At 43.8% G+C, this 18,980-nt stretch carries 24 protein-coding genes and 1 pseudogene; all 25 read left to right on the forward strand.

Annotation, left to right across the window (positions count from 1 at the left end):
• Positions 1-23 precede the first annotated feature (23 nt).
• Positions 24-1,046 (forward strand): glycosyltransferase family 2 protein, encoded by a 1,023-nt coding sequence (locus NTX75_00130; protein ID MCX5814638.1) that lies wholly within the window; start codon positions 24-26, stop codon positions 1,044-1,046.
• A 30-nt stretch (positions 1,047-1,076) separates the two neighbouring features.
• Positions 1,077-2,459 carry a hypothetical protein gene (locus NTX75_00135; GenBank protein ID MCX5814639.1) on the forward strand — a complete coding sequence of 461 codons (1,383 nt, stop codon included), beginning with the start codon at positions 1,077-1,079 and terminating at the stop codon, positions 2,457-2,459.
• Positions 2,456-3,457, forward strand: coding sequence for a glycosyltransferase family 2 protein (locus tag NTX75_00140; GenBank protein ID MCX5814640.1), 1,002 nt, complete (start codon positions 2,456-2,458; stop codon positions 3,455-3,457). The genes NTX75_00135 and NTX75_00140 overlap by 4 nt, the downstream gene beginning before the upstream one ends.
• Before the next feature lie 68 nt (positions 3,458-3,525).
• Positions 3,526-4,230: a hypothetical protein gene (locus NTX75_00145; protein MCX5814641.1), complete on the forward strand. Its 705-nt coding sequence runs from the start codon at positions 3,526-3,528 to the stop codon at positions 4,228-4,230.
• 9 nt (positions 4,231-4,239) lie between these two features.
• Positions 4,240-4,467, forward strand: a complete 228-nt coding sequence (locus tag NTX75_00150) for a hypothetical protein (GenBank protein MCX5814642.1) — start codon at positions 4,240-4,242, stop codon at positions 4,465-4,467.
• Entirely contained in the window at positions 4,467-5,507 is a 1,041-nt protein-coding gene (locus NTX75_00155) for a glycosyltransferase family 9 protein (protein ID MCX5814643.1), read from the forward strand. Before NTX75_00150 ends, NTX75_00155 begins: the two co-directional genes overlap by 1 nt.
• Positions 5,504-6,337, forward strand: a complete 834-nt coding sequence (locus tag NTX75_00160; protein MCX5814644.1) for an FkbM family methyltransferase — start codon at positions 5,504-5,506, stop codon at positions 6,335-6,337. Before NTX75_00155 ends, NTX75_00160 begins: the two co-directional genes overlap by 4 nt.
• Before the next feature lie 142 nt (positions 6,338-6,479).
• Positions 6,480-7,241 carry an FkbM family methyltransferase gene (locus tag NTX75_00165; protein ID MCX5814645.1) on the forward strand — a complete coding sequence of 254 codons (762 nt, stop codon included), beginning with the start codon at positions 6,480-6,482 and terminating at the stop codon, positions 7,239-7,241.
• Positions 7,242-7,293: 52 nt separating this feature from the next.
• A complete protein-coding gene (locus NTX75_00170; GenBank protein MCX5814646.1) occupies positions 7,294-8,490 on the forward strand; it encodes a glycosyltransferase family 9 protein in 1,197 nt (398 codons plus the stop codon).
• 85 nt (positions 8,491-8,575) lie between these two features.
• Positions 8,576-9,913, forward strand: coding sequence for a hypothetical protein (locus tag NTX75_00175; GenBank protein MCX5814647.1), 1,338 nt, complete (start codon positions 8,576-8,578; stop codon positions 9,911-9,913).
• A 21-nt stretch (positions 9,914-9,934) separates the two neighbouring features.
• Positions 9,935-11,056, forward strand: coding sequence for a glycosyltransferase family 1 protein (locus NTX75_00180; protein ID MCX5814648.1), 1,122 nt, complete (start codon positions 9,935-9,937; stop codon positions 11,054-11,056).
• A 2-nt stretch (positions 11,057-11,058) separates the two neighbouring features.
• Positions 11,059-12,210: a glycosyltransferase gene (locus NTX75_00185; protein MCX5814649.1), complete on the forward strand. Its 1,152-nt coding sequence runs from the start codon at positions 11,059-11,061 to the stop codon at positions 12,208-12,210.
• Positions 12,207-13,601, forward strand: a complete 1,395-nt coding sequence (locus NTX75_00190; GenBank protein ID MCX5814650.1) for a sugar transferase — start codon at positions 12,207-12,209, stop codon at positions 13,599-13,601. Before NTX75_00185 ends, NTX75_00190 begins: the two co-directional genes overlap by 4 nt.
• A gap of 154 nt (positions 13,602-13,755) precedes the next feature.
• On the forward strand, positions 13,756-15,000 hold the full coding sequence (locus tag NTX75_00195; protein ID MCX5814651.1) for an ATP-binding protein: 1,245 nt from the start codon (positions 13,756-13,758) through the stop codon (positions 14,998-15,000).
• 108 nt (positions 15,001-15,108) lie between these two features.
• A pseudogene (locus tag NTX75_00200) lies at positions 15,109-15,198 on the forward strand (sugar transferase).
• Between the two features lie 196 nt (positions 15,199-15,394).
• Positions 15,395-15,673: a BrnT family toxin gene (locus NTX75_00205; GenBank protein MCX5814652.1), complete on the forward strand. Its 279-nt coding sequence runs from the start codon at positions 15,395-15,397 to the stop codon at positions 15,671-15,673.
• The gene (locus NTX75_00210) at positions 15,645-15,899 is read left to right on the forward strand and encodes a CopG family transcriptional regulator (protein ID MCX5814653.1); all 255 of its coding nucleotides are present in this window, start codon (positions 15,645-15,647) and stop codon (positions 15,897-15,899) included. Before NTX75_00205 ends, NTX75_00210 begins: the two co-directional genes overlap by 29 nt.
• A 107-nt stretch (positions 15,900-16,006) precedes the next feature.
• Positions 16,007-16,219 carry a hypothetical protein gene (locus NTX75_00215; GenBank protein MCX5814654.1) on the forward strand — a complete coding sequence of 71 codons (213 nt, stop codon included), beginning with the start codon at positions 16,007-16,009 and terminating at the stop codon, positions 16,217-16,219.
• Positions 16,216-16,482, forward strand: a complete 267-nt coding sequence (locus tag NTX75_00220) for a hypothetical protein (GenBank protein MCX5814655.1) — start codon at positions 16,216-16,218, stop codon at positions 16,480-16,482. The genes NTX75_00215 and NTX75_00220 overlap by 4 nt, the downstream gene beginning before the upstream one ends.
• A 141-nt stretch (positions 16,483-16,623) precedes the next feature.
• Positions 16,624-16,863 carry a DUF433 domain-containing protein gene (locus tag NTX75_00225; GenBank protein ID MCX5814656.1) on the forward strand — a complete coding sequence of 80 codons (240 nt, stop codon included), beginning with the start codon at positions 16,624-16,626 and terminating at the stop codon, positions 16,861-16,863.
• 256 nt (positions 16,864-17,119) lie between these two features.
• Positions 17,120-17,386 (forward strand): type II toxin-antitoxin system Phd/YefM family antitoxin, encoded by a 267-nt coding sequence (locus tag NTX75_00230; GenBank protein MCX5814657.1) that lies wholly within the window; start codon positions 17,120-17,122, stop codon positions 17,384-17,386.
• Positions 17,374-17,778 carry a type II toxin-antitoxin system VapC family toxin gene (locus tag NTX75_00235; protein ID MCX5814658.1) on the forward strand — a complete coding sequence of 135 codons (405 nt, stop codon included), beginning with the start codon at positions 17,374-17,376 and terminating at the stop codon, positions 17,776-17,778. The genes NTX75_00230 and NTX75_00235 overlap by 13 nt, the downstream gene beginning before the upstream one ends.
• A gap of 129 nt (positions 17,779-17,907) precedes the next feature.
• Complete coding sequence (locus NTX75_00240) at positions 17,908-18,147, forward strand: hypothetical protein (GenBank protein ID MCX5814659.1); 240 nt, start codon at positions 17,908-17,910, stop codon at positions 18,145-18,147.
• Entirely contained in the window at positions 18,132-18,542 is a 411-nt protein-coding gene (locus NTX75_00245; GenBank protein ID MCX5814660.1) for a PIN domain-containing protein, read from the forward strand. The genes NTX75_00240 and NTX75_00245 overlap by 16 nt, the downstream gene beginning before the upstream one ends.
• A gap of 60 nt (positions 18,543-18,602) precedes the next feature.
• On the forward strand, positions 18,603-18,980 hold a 378-nt coding region (locus NTX75_00250), incomplete at its 3' end, for an AAA family ATPase (protein MCX5814661.1).

Genomic DNA, 18,980 nt, shown 5'->3' on the forward strand with positions numbered 1-18,980 from the left:
AACTGTCTCATAGACATTCTTTCATGGTAAATCCCTTACTTACAATTGTCATACCTACATATAATCGGCACAGCAAGCTTAAAGAGGGCTTGGCAGCTCTGTTACCACAGATCAGCAACCTTGGTGCAAATGAAGTTGAAGTGGTAATTGTAGATAACACATCAAGCGATGCGACGCCACAATTGCTGAGTCAAATAAAATCAGAACATAATCAGATTAGAATATTTAGGAATGACAGTAATTTAGGCATAGATGGTAATACTGCTAAATGTTTCGAATACGCCAATGGAAAATATGTAGCTTTATTGTCGGATGATGATCATTATATTCCCTCAGGAATAAATATTATTCTGGGATACTTAAAGTCTCAGGATTACTCTCTTGTATGTTTAAATTATTATGGATATTATAGAAACCCCAATAAGCAAGATATGGTGTTTCATCCCGAGGAGGATAGATTTTTTTCAGAGACGCCGTCAGATATTATGCACTATCCGACAGTTGGACATTTCTCTGCATTTATATATAATACAGTGTTAGCGAAAATTGCACTCAATGAGGCCCTTCTGTGGAAACCCCTTCCTGATTTTGAAATTACTAATAATCGGGTGTTATTTTACGAAATAGCCCTCCGTGTCACAGTAAAGTCAAAACTTCCCACCTTGTTCATCGGTAAAAGAATTTTGGCAAACACCATACCTGATGAAGCGCCATATTGTGCTTTGGAAATTTTGACCGTTGGTTTCTGCTCTAATATGAAAGATTATTATCAGTTAGGGCTTATATCAGAGACGGAATTGTTGAGGCGCTTTGAGGAAGCCGCACGCCATATGCCGAAATTGATAGTAGGTTATGCATATAGACTGCAAAGGAAACAAATGGATATTATAATCTCCAAACTTAATAATATACTTATAGATAACACTTTTTATCGTAAAGTAGATTTGCCCTTGTTACACCTAAGCCGCTTTTATTTAATACGCTTATTATACCGTTTTATTCATATGGCGTACCGCGCATACAAGCGTTTGTTTTTAATGCACTAAGATCTTCAAAGCACCCATCAGTAGAGCTTTATGCCAAAGTTAAGTTTAATGTCTGAGCTTTTCCATACCCTTAATAAATTGATCGGAATTGATAATGCAATTGCTGTCGTGGTTGCACAACGTTTTTGGAGCATTTTCTCGGGACCTTTCACAATGTTTATGATTTGCACCTATCTGTTACCTAGTGAGCAAGGGTATTATTACACATTTTTCAGCATCTTGGCGCTGCAAGTATTTATGGAACTCGGATTAAGTCAAAGTGTTATTCAATTTACCAGCCATGAGTTTGCACGTTTGCAATTTAATAATGACCGCCAAATAGAGGGCGAATCGGCATCGGCTGCACGCCTGCATCAATTATCGCAACTTGCAGTGGCCTGGTATGCCTTCATAGCCCTACTTTTCTTTTTTTTTATAGGGGCTGGGGGCTGGTATTTTTTTTCAGTTGGGCAAAGTACAACAATTGAGTGGCAAAAGCCTTGGGTTATGCTGGTTATGATGACAAGCGTAGGCATTCTGATATCCCCTTTATGGTTTATACTGGAGGGATGCAATCGCGTTGCAGAAGTGAATCTCTATAGATTTATCGGAAATGCTGCTGCCTCAATCGTTATGTGGATTGTTCTTTTCTTTAATTTGAAACTTTATGCAGTCGCAGTATCTGCAGGTATTTTGCAAGCGGTGGGCGCATCTTGGCTTCTTCATCGGTATGGTGGATTTATATTGTGGATATTAAAACCATCCTCATGGGTACAAGCAACCAGTCTTAACTTGTTTAAGGAGGTATGGCCATTTCAGTGGCGTATATCAATCAGTTGGTTGTGCGGTTACTTCATATTCAATATATTTAATCCAATTTTATTTAAAACGCATGGCGAATTGGCTGCGGGGCGTTTCGGCATCACCATGCAAGCAGTAGGCGCTGTATCTGCGGTTGCAATCAGTTGGACGCAAACTAAGGTACCCCAGTGGGGTATGTGGATAAAGGAAAAACGCTATGATTTATTAGACCGATCATTTAAAAGTGCGACATGGCGATCAGCCATAGTTGGCGGCTTGGGCGGCGGTGCGTTGATTATCGCATTAATCTTGCTTAATACATACACATCTATTGGGAACAGGTTTGCAGGTATAATAGACATTGCCATGTTAGCGGCGGTAATTGTTCCAACGCAAATAATCGCCGCAGAGGCTTTTTACCTACGGGCACACAAACGCGAACCATTTATGTGGCTTTCTGTTATTAACGCATTATTAATGGCACTCGCTGTTTCGCTGCTTATACCACGCTTTGGAGTGTGGGGGGCAGCACTTTCATATACCGGCATCAACACGATAATGATTATCCCTGCAACATTCGTTTTTTTCAAAATGCGAAGACAATGGCACAAAACTGATTTCAACGTATCATGAATGAAGAACTGTTACATATTTTAATTCTTACTTACAACCGTGCTCATAAATTGAACGAGACGTTGTTTGCACTTGCTAAAAGTCAGCTTAATGTATTTCGCCTGACAATATTAGACAATAACTCTACAGACAATACCCAGTTTATTTGTGAACAACATAGCCGAAATTTTTTGCAATTAGAATACATAAAACATGACTATAATATTGGCGCCGGCGCAAATGTGCTAAGAGCGTTTGAATGCGCCCGTGGGCAGTACTTTTGGATTCTATGTGACGATGATCAATATAACCTATCTGATATCAGTGACGTACTGTTGGCTATCAATATGGCTGAGTGTGATGCAATATTTGTTGGAAAGACAGATCGATTTTCATGGCCACGGGGTAGGCGTGTAAACATCCGCGATCATGCGTTTGTTTATAGCGACTTTTTTACTGCCGCCAATTTCTTGCCTGCGCTTATAATAAAAAGAGAAGTTTTATCATCATCAATCATTTCCAGTGCATATCGAAACATACATACACATTTTCCACAGTTCGTCATTTCGAAATATTTGTTCGATAACAATAAGAGAATGTGGATATCGAATTCTCCTATCGTGATACGGGGCGAGCCAGAAGAACTTGTCTTGCCGCCTTTAAGTTGGTTAAGAGGATGGGTTTTTCTGACAGGTCAGTTGCGTCCAAGAACGCTCGCTTATAAAGCATTTCACGCATACTATCTGCGGGGATTTTTACCTAAGCTGATCGCTCATGATATTGTCATGCAGAAAATTGACTATTCACAGCCTGTTTTGGGTGCATTAGCAGACATGTTTATACATGGTACAGCACGTTTACGTATTTCAATTCTCCTATGCATGCCAATTGCGCTGCTCCCAGCCTCAATATGGAATCAACTGCGAGTCTTGTATCGAAAAATAAAATACGGTTTGATGAAGAAACCGAAGCCTGAAGGATATAAAATTATTAAACATGATGACCCCTCTCGGTATTAGGGTGGACAAAACTTTCAGGTGAAGGATTCGTTTAAACCTTTTGAAGTACAAATCTTGGAATCCGTGAAATGGCAATGCTGAAATCTCTTTATCATCTTTTGCCCACACCTGTTCGAGCGTTGATCCGCACCTTGATCGTCGTAACTCGAGATTATGGTCATTATCGGTCTTTTTCCCGAAATCAGTGTCTCAGTCCACAAGGAGATCCCTGGCCCTGGTTTTCCTACGCCTGCATTTTCTATCTGGAGCGTTTGGATTTCTCCCAGTGTCGAGTGTTGGAATTCGGGTCGGGAGGCTCAACCAAGTATTGGGCACGGCGGGCCAAGGAACTAATTTCCGTGGAAACGGACCGATTTTGGCATGAATTGGTGAAAAAGGATCTTCCGGAAAACGCCCGACTTCTTTTCTTTGACCAGAACGAGTGGGACGGGTGCTATGAAAAGATACTCGCCATGGCTCCTTTTGACGTGGTCATTATAGACGGTTCGTGGCGGGACCGTTGCGCCTCCGTTTGTCGCCGATTAATGGCGGAGAACGGTCTTGTCATTTTGGATAATCCTGACTGGTATCCTACCGCCCATAACATTATGCACGCTTATGATTTGATCGAAGTTTCCTTTTCCGGGTTGACGCCCCTGAACGCCCGTTCGACGACAACCAACGTGTATTTTCCCCGGGGATTCGCACTACCTTTCCGAAAGGATTTTCAGTTCGCCTCCCTACCGGGAAGCGTGACAGATAACCACGAAACCCAAACCAATCTTAAACAGTAAGTTTGATAAATGCACACGATAGCGATTCTCCGCGACGATCACCTTTTCCAGCCAAAGACTCTCATGGGAATTCTGCACCGCGCTGGTTTTAAAATCGTGGAATTTGGCGTTGACGATGTCTATTTGCAGAGAAAACCTTTGAGCATAGCCAAGCTTTTTATCCAGAGAGTTTTATCATTCATAACGGGTTGGCATTTCAGTATGGCCATGTATGCAGTTGCCATGAAGGATCGCTGATGCCAAAGACACTAATTATTCGCACCGACCATTTGGGCGATCTTATCCTTACAACACCCCTCATGCGCGCTTTACACAGAGCAAATTATCAAGTTGATATTATTGCGCGATCTTCAAATCTTCCGATTTTACTAAATAATCCATATGTTTCAGCTTACTACAGCATTGAATCAATAGCGCCTGAATTTCCCAAGAAATGGTTATTGTTATCAAAATGGATCTCAAGTCATGGATACGATATTCTTATACTCCCATATTCCAAGCCTAAAGAATTATTATTTGCTTCTTTGTTCTCAAATGTAAAAAAAAGAATCGTCATGACGGGTGGAATATGGGGAAGAATAACGCTTCACCGTTGTTTACGTTCCAGATTATTAACGGATCCTCGTCACATGGCGGATGTTCTCTTGGATTTTGCTAGACATTTAAAATCAAAACCGGACGGAATAGCCCCTGATATTTTCTTTTCGGATGGGGAAAAAGACTGGGCAAGAGAACAAATCACAAGAAGATTTGATGGCGATTGGATAGTTGGCATTCATCCTGGATCTGCAGGAAATGCCTGCAACCTGCCAGCAAAGGAATACGGGAAAATTGCTCAATATATTCTCGAAAATACACAATGGGGGATTATAGTGACAGGCGGTAAAAACGAAAACAGTCTCATACATGATTGGCCGGATTTCGTTCTCAATCATTCAAGATGCTGGCTGACATTCGGCCTTTTTTCTTTGCGCCAGTTAACGTCTATAATTTCTTTTTTAGATGTATATATCTGTCCGACCACAGGACCTCTCCATATTGCAGCCGGCACAAAGACAATAACTCTTTCTCCCTTTTGTCCAATCCCCTACCGAGGGAAAACCGTGTGGGGCAATTCGGGTTCCACAAGCTATTTTATCGAAGGAGATCCAAGTCTTTGCAAGGTTTATAAGGAAGGTTATACGCACAATTGCGACTTTCATGGGCGCATTACCGGTGAAATGATTTTTGAAGAATTGAAAAGAATTTCGATACGCAAGAAGCGTCGTGATATATGAAATTTGACACGTTAGTTAACAATGTCAGGAAGGCATGTGGCTATCAATTCCCAAGACTTGGGAAATTTGGGTTCAATTTATTTTTCAAGTTTGTACCATCGCGCATAAAATGCGAATTATTTCAAGGAATCTGGATAAATTTTAATTTCAAAGATTCAACACAACGTGCAACATTTTGGCAAGGTCAAAGGTTTGAATTCCCCACAGCGGCGGTCTTGAAGGATTGGGGAGGGGGGAAGCGCTTTTTTGATATTGGTGCCAATTATGGATTTTACAGTTTTCTTATGTTGCATCAGTTAAGGGATGTAACGGTCTATGCCTTTGAGCCAAATCATATAACATTTAGGCATCTTGAGTCAACGAAATCAGTAAATAGCCTAGATAGGCTGAATATCTTTAATTGCGGACTAGGATCAAAAAGGGAATATTTGGAATTACACCCGGGGGTTGACGACTCGGGTCACTCGACCTTTCTAAATCATCCAGAATTTGCTTGTCTTTCGCTCGGGAAAATACCGATTACGACTTTTGATTCATGGACGCAAGATCTCGATATAAGTTATCCATATAAACCTGAATGGATAGCAAAAATCGATGTTGAAGGTATGGAGCTATCGGTGCTTAAAGGTATGGAAAGAGCGTTAACGAGCAAATCTTTTAAAGGCATCTGTATAGAGGTTTGCGAACACACCTTGGCGCTAAATGGTAATCAGCCTGAAGATATATTTCAGTTTCTGGATAAATTTGGATACCATCCAATAACTCGAGAAAAACTGATAACAAAATTCGGGAGAATTTCGACAATGAATGTCTTTTTTGTGCCAACGTGAACAACTGAAAAAATCTTCTCTTCTTCGTCATAAAAACTTCAGCACATAGTGATAATCTCTTATAGAAATTCTTATTGATAAATAAATGACGAAAAATCGACTAAAAGTACTCAAATACTATTTATTCAACAATAAGAATAATGTGCCTTTCTTCCAGTTACTTAAGTATTTTTTTGATACCTCATACGCAACAAAGGCTAAGAAAAAGGTTGAAAATATTTCAAAAGAGAATGATTTTTACAAAATCTACTTTAATGACATCGATAAGCCTTTGTTTTTCCCTTCTGAGTTTGGATTAAAATCTCTTGAGCAGGTAATTGTAGAATTATTTTATCCTGACAACTGGCATTATTATGAATTGCCACGGACAAAAGTAGAGGTAAATGATGTTGTCGTTGATTGTGGTGCAGCTGAAGGATTATTCAGCCTTCTTGTTTCCGAAAGGTGCAAGAGGATATATTTAATTGAACCACACCCGATGTTTATACAGGCTCTTCAGAAAACCTTTGAGAGATCAAATAATGTTGAATTACTGCAATATGCGTTATCGAAAAATGAATCTATCGCACATTTAACAAGTTGTGGCATATCATCAAAATTAAGTAGCGAAATTGATGGAATTGAAGTTAAAGTCACAACGCTTGATAAACTGTTTTTTGAAGAGAATATCCCCGTTTCGTATCTGAAGATCGATCTGGAAGGCCATGATTTTGATGCCTTAGTAGGTGCAGAAAAACTTATAAAACAAAATAAACCTAAAATTGCAGTCACAACGTATCATCAAATTGATCATGCAAAAATAATCGTGTCCTTTTTAAAGACAATAGACCCTTCCTATAAAATACTTGTAAAAGGAATTTATCAAGAGTCAGGTTCTCCTATAATGCTTCATGCTTGGGTATGAAATCATTTTAGTTTAAACGGACAACACATGTTATGAGCCTCATTGGTCATTAATGGACCCTAATCTTTTTACTTTTAAGAATAATTTTTATGCCATTCGTATCCTTGACGGTCTGATCAAGGCATTTATATATCTGGCAAACAAACTTGGCCTAAATCCGACCCAAAAAGGTCAAAAGAACCGCCTTCTCCTGATAGGCCAAACACATCTGGGTGACATACTCCTGGCAACCCCCGCCATCAGATTCGCCAAGCTTGCCAACCCGTCTTTGGAAATAATCTGTATCGCATCATCATCCAGCAAAGGCGTTCTTGCGGATAACCCATATATCACGGGGATAGAGGTTATTGATCTTCCCTGGTTTGATGAAAGACATGCGGGTTTCATTCGCAGCATACAAATATTTTTCTCATGGGTGAGGTTGATAAAAAAAGTAAATGCGGAAACGGGGATCAATTTAAGTTCCACCTCTTATCACCGTGAGCATCTGGCTATGTGGCTGGCTGGCATCCCCAATCGTGTCGGATTTTCACATAAAGGTTTTGATTGCTTACTAACTAAAGAGGTCCCTTTTATCCGGGGCGAATTGATTGCCCGGCAGAAACTCCGCATGATGAAGACCTGCCTCGGGATAGAATCAGGCAGTGACTCGTTAATACCGGATATATCCATTCATCCTTCGGAAGAGGGAAAAGCAGACCAGACATTTAAAAATCTTGGCCTTTTACCTGGGAAACTGATTATTGGGATCAATCCTGGCGCCCAGCACAACTATCTTTGGCCTGAAGAACATTTTATTCAGCTCTGCAGGATGATCTTTGAGCAATGGCAGGCTAATCTTATTTTCTTTGGCACAAAGAACACGGAGATCATGGTAGAAAGAATTCGTGCCAACCTTGCTTTCAAAACATTCTCTGTGGTAGGGCGCACGTCTTTGAAAGAATTCGCTGCCATGCTGAGAAAGATTGATTTATTAATTACCATCGACACCGGGGCACGGCATATTGCCAATGCAGTAGGGGTAAAATCCATCGTTTTTCGACACGGCGCAGACTCCGTGATTGAATTTGGTAAATATGTCGAGACGGAGGAAGTTCTATATTATCCGGTACCTTGTTCACCCTGCGGTAAAATAATCTGCCCACGGGGAACGCTGGATTGCGTAACTCAAATAACGCCCGAAATGGTTATGAAGGCCGTTACAATGGTTCTTACGGGCAAGGAATTGGTTCGAGATGATACGAAGTAGGTTTGGGAATTCAGCTACAATCTGGTTGATCGGTATATTTACCGTCGCCTTTGGATTGTTTTTTTTCAAAATTTTGACGGAGTCGATGGATAAATATGCGCTGCCGCTTGTCGTTCCCATTGGCATCGTGGTACTTTTCATTTGGGTTCTCACGGCCGGCCGCTATTGGTGGTTTGCCTATCCCGTCCTGACGTTCTGGGGCGGCTATATCTATTTAGGATTCAAGATCTATCCTGATGAAGTGGGTCTCTTAGTGGCAATCGCCGGCTTCCTTGTATATGCCGTAAAAAACAGAGAAGGTCTTCATCAAAACCGGCCGCCTCTGACATGGGCGCTCATCCTCTTAATTGCCTATTTCATCAGCCATATGTCTGTCAGCTTTTATCTGTCCAATCTGAGGTGGTTGACCGGCGGGGGGAGCATTATCCGTGTTTACTCGTCGGGACTGATAGCGCTTCTGTTTTGCTGGCTGTTTTATAAGTTCGGATCTGCTCAGGACGTCAAGACAGTCATCACGATTGTCTTCGCTGTGTTAGCTCTACGCATTCTATTATCGCTTATGTACTTTTCCGCCCCCGCTTTCTTTGATTTTGCAGAAGAGGATATGTTTATCCTTTATTCCTCTGCGGATTTAAGATTTTCCGCTCTTTATGAAATGATCTTGAGCATCGGCATTTATTATTTTACAGACAAGCGCCTTGTTAAAAATGCGATACTCTTATTCATTTTTTTATTATTTGTCATTATCCTGTTCGGTGAAGGACGTGTATCCACCGCTTGTGCAGCATCGATATTGATCATCTGGATGCTGCTGGCAAAAAAGGGGCGGCTGCTGGTTTATTTATCCCCCTTTGTCTTGATTCTCATCATTCAGGTTTTTGCACAGGCGCACCTGCTGTCGAACCTTCCCCTTGGAGTGCAACGGTCTTTGTCCTTCTTGCCCGGCCTGGAATCGCAATTGATTTATGCAACGGAGGGCAGCAACCAGTGGCATACGGACTTGTTCTGGTTGGGGTATGAGAAATGGACAAATACATGGAGTTCTTTTTGGGTAGGAAATATCGTTGATGCCAGGGATATCTATTCTTTTTTTAAATTAAATTATGCCATGCAACTGGAAATTGCCTCAGGCACCGCCCGTTACGAAAGTACCCTCTGGTCGGTATTGGCAACGTTGGGTGTCGTGGGCTTTTTCTTTTATGTTTCCGTCTTTGCCTTTTTATGCCGGGATTTCGTTGCTAAGGTGCTGAAGGATGGCATCATCAGCAGGAGTCATGGCATCTATGCGATGGCGGTTGTCTCTTTGACACCGATGATTCTGTTCGGATGGATCAGGGGCGGTTTCCCCGTCACTGAGATCCTGTTTTGCGTTATGGCAAAGGTGCTTTATGAGGAGCAAAAGGCAGAAATGATCAATATTTAAAAAAAGAGGAATAACTGTACCTTGACAATTCGAGTCTTGTTTGATGCTCATGTGATTGGCACACGGGAGACTGGCAATGAAACATATACTATAAACCTGCTCCAAGCCTTGTCCGATCTGCCAAATGTGAAATGCGGGGCTATTATTTTGCCGGGGAATGCGCTCCCGAGCTCATTATCAAACGTTGAACCTATTGTTTTAAAAACAAAGAACGATTGGAAACGCCTACTTGTTACGTTGCCTGACTTATACCGTTCATGGAGCGCTGATATACTGCACGTAAACTATGTGGGACCTTTCGTGAGTAGAGTACCATTTGTAACAACGTTGCATGATGTTTCTTATAAGCGTTTTCCTCATTTTTTTTCACCACGAGACAGGCTGCTTTTTGCGACTTTATTCCCCTTAAGTTTACAATCAGCAAAGGCGATTATCACCGTATCGCATCATGCCGAGCAGGAAATAGCGCACTTTTATCCAAGCTTAAAAAGCAAAACCTTCGTTACGCATGAAGCAGCAAATCCAATTTTTCGGAAAATCAACAAAAAAGAGGAGAATCCTATTCTCAATAAATTTACTATCCCTGATCGTTACATCTTAGTTGTTGGAAATTTACAGCCGAGGAAAAATGTATTGAGAATAATTAGAGCTTTTGCAGCCATCCAAAATCAGATTATGGAGACCAAACTGGTTATTGTTGGCCAGGCAAAATGGCAATCATCTGAAATAATGGAAGAGGTAAAAAGACAGCGAATAGAAAATAGAGTTATTTTTGCAGGTTACGCCACTGAAGAAGAACTCGTATGGCTATACAATGATGCCACTGTGTTTGTTTATCCATCTTTGTATGAGGGATTCGGTCTGCCAATCCTGGAAGCGATGGCGTGTGGCACACCTGTCATAACATCAAACATTACTTCGATGCCGGAAGTTGCGGGTGATGCTGCATTATTGGTCAACCCATACGATGAAAAGGAAATCGCTGATGCAATTATTCGTATCGTGAAAAATAAGGATTTTGCTAAACTGATATCTGAGAAAGGGCTTCAGAGATCCGGGATGTTTTCATGGGCAAAGACTGCTGAAGATACGCTAAAAGTCTATGAAATCAAGTTAAGATCTTCTAATGCAAAGCATTGTTAGTCATGAGAATCGCTCTTTTAGGAACCCGCGGCATTCCCGCAAGATATAGCGGTTTCGAGACATTTTATGAGCAATTGGCGGTTCGCCTTGTCAAGAGAGGTCATGAAGTAACCGTCTATAATCGCTCTCACTTCATCAAAGACATTCGAAAAGAGTATAACGGCGTTAAGATCGTTTCCCTCCCATCTATCCCAACAAAGCACCTCGACACAATAACCCACACCTTTTTATCTACGATTTACTCAGTTTTTTCCCGTTACGATATTGTATATTATTGCATTGTCGGGAACAGTCCTCTGGTCTGGATACCGCGTATTTTTGGTATGAAGACTCTATTAAATGTCGATGGAGAAGACTGGGCACGAGAGAAATGGTCGGGATTTGCAAAATGGTATCAGAAGAAGTGTGAATGGCTTGCATCTCGAACAGCCAATGTTATTGTCTCCGATGCACGCGGCATTCAGGAAAGATACAAGAAGCTCTACAATTCGGATACCGTATTCGTGCCTTACGGCGCTAATATCATCCGCGATGAAGGGCTTGCCGCCCTTAAGAAATGGCGGCTGCAGGCGGATCAATATATCCTCTATGTTGGGCGCTTTGTCCCGGAGAATGCCATCGATCTGCTTATTAATGCGTTTAAAATAGTTAAAACAGATAAGAAACTGGTTATCGTCGGCGATGCCACTTATGCCGATGAATATAAACGCCATCTTTATGAAATTGCGAATGACAGGGTTGTGTTTACCGGTTACGCCTTCGGAGCCGATTATGCCCAGTTAAGCAGCCATGCCTATCTCTATGTCCAGCCATCGGGGGTTGATGGAACAAGGCCGGCATTGCTTGACCAGATGGGGTTTGGGAATTGTGTGCTGGTCAGGAATAGCATGGTGAACATGGAAGTGATCGGAGATTGCGGATGTTTTTTTGAGAGGGACCGTCCATTGGAGAACCTTGTGGAAAAGCTTCAATGCTTGATCAATTCTCCGGAAGTCGTGCAAATTTTCCGTGATAAAGTTCGAACCAGAATACAGAACTATTATAATTGGGAATGGATTACTGACTTTTATGAAGATTTATTCAAAAGAATTATTTTGAATGAGCATTTTGTTTCCTACGACGACTTTCTTAATTTCAACCATTATCAATCATGAAAACAAATATTTACCGGACATTTTCTTCTTTGACCTATCAGTTGATCGATTTTGCGACCGTTACGGTTTCGATTTGGATTGCCTACAAATTGTATCGTATTTCCGGCATTGGAGAGAGCGTTATTTATCAAAAAGTCGATATCATTCCTGTGAGCATGGCTATAGGTTTATTTGTAATCGTCGTTATGCGTTTCTTTAAAGTATATCAAGCAAATTCAAGTGTTTTGAATGTTGAGGAAATTCAGAATACGACAAAGGGCATTACCAGCGCTTTTCTCCTGATCATGGTGATACTGGTTTTTGGACAATTTGCCATATCCAGGTACGTCATCATTTTTTCATATTTTATTTCCCTGACACTGGTTATCGGCTTAAAGACTTTTTTCTATCACGTTCAGTCCTTTTCTGCTTCTCTGCATAAACTGAACAGAAAAGTATTGATCTACGGGGCTGGCGAGCTGGGGCAGGCCCTTTACCACGAATTCAGCAATTCACCGAAATTCGGCATTATCCCCGTTGGCTTCATCGATGATAACCCTTTAATATTAGGGCGTAGCATTTCACGAAGTGGTTTTGACACCTCGACCGGGATCAATATCCTTGGGAACCGACATGACATAAAGAGACTGAAAGAATCATTAACCATCGATGAAATCTATATCGCTATTTCAAATATAGGCGCTGAATCTTTAAGGGAGATTCAAAATTTATTAAAGCAGGAGAACATCAAATGGAAATTCGTTCCGAATCTCTATAAAGCATCCATGCATAAGCTCAGAATAGAGCAAATCGGACAAATCCCCCTGGTCTCGGAAGAAGAAAGCAAGTCTTTTTATGTGCCATACGTGAAGCCCATATTTGATATTCTTGCTTCGCTGATAATATTGGTCATTTTATCACCAATTATTCTCATTATTATTCTGCTGATCAGGATGGACTCGAAAGGGCCTGTTATCTTCAGGCAGGATAGAGTCGGGAAAGATGGTGAAATATTCAAGATTTATAAATTCAGAACCATGGATGTTGACACAAATCCCTATTCTGTAAATCCGTTAGATCAAAATGACCTGCGCATCACAAAGATCGGGAAATTCCTCAGAAAAAGCAGTTTCGATGAAATCCCTCAGTTGTTCAACGTGCTCAAAGGCAACATGTCCCTTGTCGGTCCCCGGCCGGAGATGCCGTTCATTGTCGAACAATACAATGAAATCCAGCGCGAACGATTGCGGGTGTTGCCCGGCATAACCGGCCTTTGGCAGCTCAGCGGGGATCGGAAGAAAGCCATCCATGAAAACATGGATTACGATTTATATTATATTCAGAATGTTTCTTTTTTCATGGACATAGCCATCTTGATTGAAACCCTGATTTTTGCTTTCAGGGGCATTTGAAAAATAGGGTGACAGCGCCCCTATTTTAATCCACCAACTTTGCGGATAGGGGATCGGGGCGGGTACGGTGGTACCCAAAAACATGATTTGACTTTGTGCAGATCTTTGTTTATGATGCACACAAAATAAGACTTTTGTGCATCATAGGTAAAATATGCTAAGAGATATCGCCTTACTTCAAAAACGAGAACTGGAAAGTCGCCTTCAGGAAACCTATGTCGAACGGAAGATGTCGATATCCTGGGACCTCGGAGACGATCTGATCAAGGTCATCACCGGTCCACGACGTGCGGGGAAATCGTTTTATGGCGCTCATCTGATCCAACAGACCGACTCTTACGGCTACATCAACTTCGATGACGAACGGCTGACCGCCGTGGAAGATTACGATGAAATTGTCAGCGCCGTAAACGCCGTCTTCGGCAATCCTCGCTATCTTTTTTTTGACGAGATCCAGAATCTGCCCCGCTGGGAGATGTTCGTCAATCGCCTGCAGCGACAGGGGTTCAGGCTTCTGATCACCGGGAGCAACGCCAATTTGCTCTCTTCGGAACTGTCCACCCATCTCACGGGCCGTCATGCCTCTCTTGTTCTGTTTCCCTTCTCTTTCGGCGAGGTCTTGGCCGCGTCAGGAGGAGAGCGGACCGGGATCGAGAACATGGCCGCGCTGGACGCGTACGCAGAGCAGGGGGGCTATCCGGAACCTCTTCTCAAAAAGATCGATCGCCGCGACTATCTTCGCAACCTGCTGCAATCTACATTGTACAAGGACATCGTCAAACGGTTCAAGGTCAGGTCGGTCCAGGGGATCGAAGATCTGACCCTTTATCTGATGTCGAATATAGCGCGCGAGTATTCGTTCAATGCACTTTCCGGGGTAACGAAGTGCCGCAGCGTCCATACGATCGATAAATATATCCGCTATCTTCAGGAAGCCTATCTGGTTTTCTCGCTCCCGCGCTTCTCTTTCAAGGTGAAGGATCAGGCGGGACACAACAAGAAAATCTACTGCACCGACAATGGTCTGGCGGTATCGGCGGGCTTCCGTTTCAGTGAGGATAGGGGTGCGCTCTATGAGAATCTCGTGGCCATTGCTCTGAAAAGAGAGGAAATCGCCGGTCGAATTTCTCTGTTCTACTGGAGGAGCCGGCAAAACGAGGAAGTGGATTTTATCATCAAAGAGGGGTTGCATGTGACGCGGTTGATTCAGGTCTGTTCGGACATCACGAATCCGAAGACGCTGAAGAGGGAAATGCGGGCGCTGATCAAGGCGTCTCAGGAGCTGCATTGCGATGAACTCTTGCTGATCAACGACCGCGTTGACCGGACCGAGACATTCCGATGGCAGGATGTCGAGCGCCCGATCAGGTTGATGCCGTTGTGGCAATGGCTGGCATAAATAGATAAAAATATTGAGGTCTTTAAATAGGACGCTCAACGCCCTTCATCTTGCAATTGCGTCGGCGATTTAAATAGCGATAGAGCCCCTTCTGTAAATCCATTGGATCAAAATGACCCGCGTATCACAAAGATTGGGAAATTCCTTAGGAAAATCAGTTTCGATGAAATCCCCCAGTTGTTCAACGTGCTCAAGGGCAAGTTTGGGGGTCAGGTCTCAAAATTTAGCGTTTTGCGTGTTTGCACTTGCAAGTCCTGGGGTCAGGTCTCCCGCTCCAGCATTTTTGCGCAACGCTAAATTTAAAGACCTGACCTCACTTGCACAGCCCCAAGAATTATCGACCGATCCTCTATTATTTATGTTGCAAATATACACATATCATGTATAATTAATCATGCTATTTGAATGGGATCCCCCAAAAAGTATTGCCAATAAAGAAAAGCACGGCATTGACTTCGAAACAGCCAAAAGTCTTTGGTCGGATGAGAACCGGGTGGAAATTCATGCTTCGTACCCTGTAGAAAATCGATGGATCCTGATCGGCCAGAAAGACGATAAACTATGGACGGCCATCTATACATTACGCGACAATGCCATCCGTATCATTTCGGTAAGAAGATCCAGGGGAAAGGAGGTGGATTTATATGACAAAAAAGTCGCTCGCAAAGAATAACAGCGAATTTGATAGCCGTTTTGACAATGGAGAGGACATTCACGAACTGGTCGATATGTCGAAGGCCACGATCACCCGGCCCGGAAGAAAAGTTCGTCTAACACTGGACGTTTCAGAGGCTCTGGTCAAGGACCTGGACGACATCCGGAACAAAATAGGCGTTGACCGCAGTGCCATTATCAAGATCTGGCTTCATGAAAGGGTGCAGCAGGAAAAAGCTCTTTAAGAAAAATAGGGAGGACAGCGCCCCTCGTATTTTCTGTTTCTCATACACATTCGTTGGATGTATGATAGGATATTGCCGTCCGGTCTTAGGAAAGTGAGGTGAATAAGATGAATGTGAAGTACATAACCGATGATTCCGGAAAGCGTTCCGCCGTCATTGTGCCGCTGGAAGAATGGGAGTCCATCGCGGCAAGAATCAACGCCTTTCGAGAGGATCTGGAAATCCTATCGCCGGAAGATGAAATTGAACGGCGGGAAGCGTATGACGAACTGAAACGAGGCGAGACGCTGAATCTCCGGGAGGTCGTTAAGAATTGGTGAATGATCACACAGAACGCCTATACGTGATCAGTCGCAAAGCGGATCAATTCATCCAAAGTCTCCCCGTAAAACTGCGGCGGCGCATCAAAGAAGCCGTAGATTGCTTGATCAAGGGCGATGTCCATCATCTGGACATCAAGCCCCTTTCCCCTTATCCTCACGAGTATCGGCTGAGAGTCGGGAAGATTCGAGTCCTGTTTCGTGCGGATAAAGAGCTTCTATTCATTTTCAAGGCCGGATTCAGAAGCGATATATACAAATAGGTTAAATAGGGACAGCGCCCCTCATATTTTTCCGGTTCTGTTTTTTATGGAATCAATGTTATAGCGAATGTGATATGATACTCGTAAAGGTTAACGAAACTGAGGGGAAGTTGGAGTGTAAAGGAGGAAACGATGTATTCCATGGAATCTTCTGAACTGTTGGCGAGGATCACAGTGAATCCGGACGTCATGGTTGGAAAACCTGTGATCAGGGGGATGAGAATCACTGTCGAACAGATTTTAAAGGCATTGGGGGGCGGTGTTTCTGCATCGGGTATTTTGGAGGATTATCCTGAGTTGGAGCCGCAGGATATCCAGGCGGCCATCTTGTATGCATCGGAACGTATTGAAAATGAGAAGGTTTACGTTGTGAACGGTTAAGTCGTCATGACTGCAACAAGACTCAAGTTTATGGTTGATGTTGGGGTCGGAAAAAGTCCCCGGATGCCTCCCCTCCACATGCCCCTCCTCAACGGCACGAAAAACTACAGCACTCTTTACCTGGAAAAAGACGTCGTCAGCGACCCCCTGAAACCCTTCACCCTCCGCCGCGCCCCAGTTCCCGCTACTTTTCGTTCTTGACACAGACATTGTTTGATTATATGATCGTATCAAATTATCAAGAGCGAGGTCCATTATGCTTCAGATCACTGCCACTGAACTGGCCCGAAAATTCAAGCAGATGATGAATCTGGTCGAATTTCAGGGAGAAGAATTGATCATTGTCCGTAATAACCATCAGGTGGCCAAGATCATCCCGGGGCCGGCAACCATGACGGCTCTCGAAGCCATGTCGGATCTTTACCGAACCTTGCCTGAGGATGCGGGGGCGACATGGATGAAAGACAGCCGGGAAGGCGCTGCGGCCGATCTCTCCGAGGTGCGTGATCCTTGGGCTTCCTGATCGATACCTGTATCTGGGTGGCCGTCGAGCGGGGCGCCTTGGCCCCGGCGGACGTTGCGCTGTTCACCGGCGCGGAGGCCGTTTACATTTCACCCGTCACCATTGCAGAGTTGAAATTCGGCGCCGAGAACACGTCCGACCTGAACATCCGCCAGAAGCGTCAGGCGGCCCTACATCGGCTGAAACGAAAGCCCATTCTGCGCATCGATGAAACCACCGGAGAAATATTCGGCAGCCTAACTGCCCAGATGAAGGCCTTGGGACTCCAGCATCGATACCGGTTGCAGGATTTGTGGCTCGCCAGTCAGGCTATACAGCATGGTTTGACCTTACTCACCTATAATGGGAAGGATTTCATAGATATTCCGGGATTATCGCTACGTGTTCTATAATGGGGAAACCGGGACAGCGCCCTATTTATTCATTCAGGTGATATACATTGACATGTATCACATTGCATGATAGGATCCTTTCGCGGTTCAATGCTGAAAAGAATTTATCATGAGGTATGAGGTAACGAGATGAAGAGTGCAAGAACCATCATCACGATTTCAGAGCAGGAAAAACGTTGGCTGGCCGCATACAGCGGACTGCACGGTGTTTCCCTGGCGGAGGCCGTTCGTAGAGGCATCGCCTGCCTGAAAGCGGCGGAAGGTCATGGAGCCTACCGGAAACTTGTGCAGGATACCCAGGGGATCTGGATGCGGGGCGATGCCCTGCGTTACCAGGAAGAGATTCGCTCGGAATGGGGAAAACAGTAATGTTGGAGAGGCTTCTCGATTCCGTCATCCTCATTGATCATCTCAACAGCGTCCCGCCGGCGACGGAATTTATCCTTGCATTGGACCCGGAGAAAACGGCCATTTCTGTGATCAGCTATGCCGAGATTCTGACGGGGCTGGACGAAGAGGGGGGGCGGAAAGTCCGTCCGCTGCTTCAAAGCTTCGAGATGTTGGAAATCGACGCTGTTGTAGCCGAGAAGACCGCTGCATTGAGACGGCAATACGGCTGGAAGCTGCCCGATGCCTTCCAGGCGGCCGTTGCCATAATCCACGATGTCAAGTTGTGTACACGCAACACCAAAGACTTTAATCCGCAGCAACATGCCTTCGTTGAAATCCCCTACAAGTTAATGGGGTCAGGTCTTGAAATTTAGCGTTTTGCGCTAAATGAGATTTTACTTGCAATTAGCGTCACTATATGAAACTGTAGTTGCATGAAGAAAAGATCATTCTGGGTAGAACAGATAGGCAAGGCTTGGGAAAGTCGCTCTGTTATATGGCTCTCCGGGGTCAGGCGAGCCGGAAAGACCTTTCTGAGCCAGAGTCTTGCCGATGCTGAATACTTCGATTGCGAACTGCCCAGGGTTCGGGTGATGCTGGAAGATGCCGAAGGATTTCTACGACTCCTCCGGGGGCGCACCATTATCCTCGATGAAATCCACCGTCTGCAAAATCCATCCGAGCTTCTGAAGATCGCTGCGGATCACTATCCTGAAGTGCGGATTCTTGCCACCGGCTCTTCCACCCTGGGCGCATCCGCCAAATTTAAGGATACGCTGACGGGTCGTAAGGAGTCCCTCTGGCTCACTCCC

The organism is Pseudomonadota bacterium (genome assembly GCA_026388315.1).
Lineage (GTDB): Bacteria > Desulfobacterota > Syntrophorhabdia > Syntrophorhabdales > Syntrophorhabdaceae > MWEV01.

Coding starts and splice junctions, on each gene's coding strand:
- NTX75_00195 (MCX5814651.1), top strand. CDS start 13,756: ATGCTAAGAGATATCGCCTTACTTCAAAAACGAGAACTGGAAAGTCGC.
- NTX75_00145 (MCX5814641.1), top strand. CDS start 3,526: ATGGCAATGCTGAAATCTCTTTATCATCTTTTGCCCACACCTGTTCGA.
- NTX75_00190 (MCX5814650.1), top strand. CDS start 12,207: ATGAAAACAAATATTTACCGGACATTTTCTTCTTTGACCTATCAGTTG.
- NTX75_00170 (MCX5814646.1), top strand. CDS start 7,294: ATGGACCCTAATCTTTTTACTTTTAAGAATAATTTTTATGCCATTCGT.
- NTX75_00215 (MCX5814654.1), top strand. CDS start 16,007: ATGAATGTGAAGTACATAACCGATGATTCCGGAAAGCGTTCCGCCGTC.
- NTX75_00230 (MCX5814657.1), top strand. CDS start 17,120: ATGCTTCAGATCACTGCCACTGAACTGGCCCGAAAATTCAAGCAGATG.
- NTX75_00210 (MCX5814653.1), top strand. CDS start 15,645: ATGACAAAAAAGTCGCTCGCAAAGAATAACAGCGAATTTGATAGCCGT.
- NTX75_00160 (MCX5814644.1), top strand. CDS start 5,504: ATGAAATTTGACACGTTAGTTAACAATGTCAGGAAGGCATGTGGCTAT.
- NTX75_00155 (MCX5814643.1), top strand. CDS start 4,467: ATGCCAAAGACACTAATTATTCGCACCGACCATTTGGGCGATCTTATC.
- NTX75_00150 (MCX5814642.1), top strand. CDS start 4,240: ATGCACACGATAGCGATTCTCCGCGACGATCACCTTTTCCAGCCAAAG.
- NTX75_00205 (MCX5814652.1), top strand. CDS start 15,395: ATGCTATTTGAATGGGATCCCCCAAAAAGTATTGCCAATAAAGAAAAG.
- NTX75_00225 (MCX5814656.1), top strand. CDS start 16,624: ATGGAATCTTCTGAACTGTTGGCGAGGATCACAGTGAATCCGGACGTC.
- NTX75_00175 (MCX5814647.1), top strand. CDS start 8,576: ATGGATAAATATGCGCTGCCGCTTGTCGTTCCCATTGGCATCGTGGTA.
- NTX75_00245 (MCX5814660.1), top strand. CDS start 18,132: ATGGGGAAAACAGTAATGTTGGAGAGGCTTCTCGATTCCGTCATCCTC.
- NTX75_00135 (MCX5814639.1), top strand. CDS start 1,077: ATGCCAAAGTTAAGTTTAATGTCTGAGCTTTTCCATACCCTTAATAAA.
- NTX75_00185 (MCX5814649.1), top strand. CDS start 11,059: ATGAGAATCGCTCTTTTAGGAACCCGCGGCATTCCCGCAAGATATAGC.
- NTX75_00240 (MCX5814659.1), top strand. CDS start 17,908: ATGAAGAGTGCAAGAACCATCATCACGATTTCAGAGCAGGAAAAACGT.
- NTX75_00130 (MCX5814638.1), top strand. CDS start 24: ATGGTAAATCCCTTACTTACAATTGTCATACCTACATATAATCGGCAC.
- NTX75_00140 (MCX5814640.1), top strand. CDS start 2,456: ATGAATGAAGAACTGTTACATATTTTAATTCTTACTTACAACCGTGCT.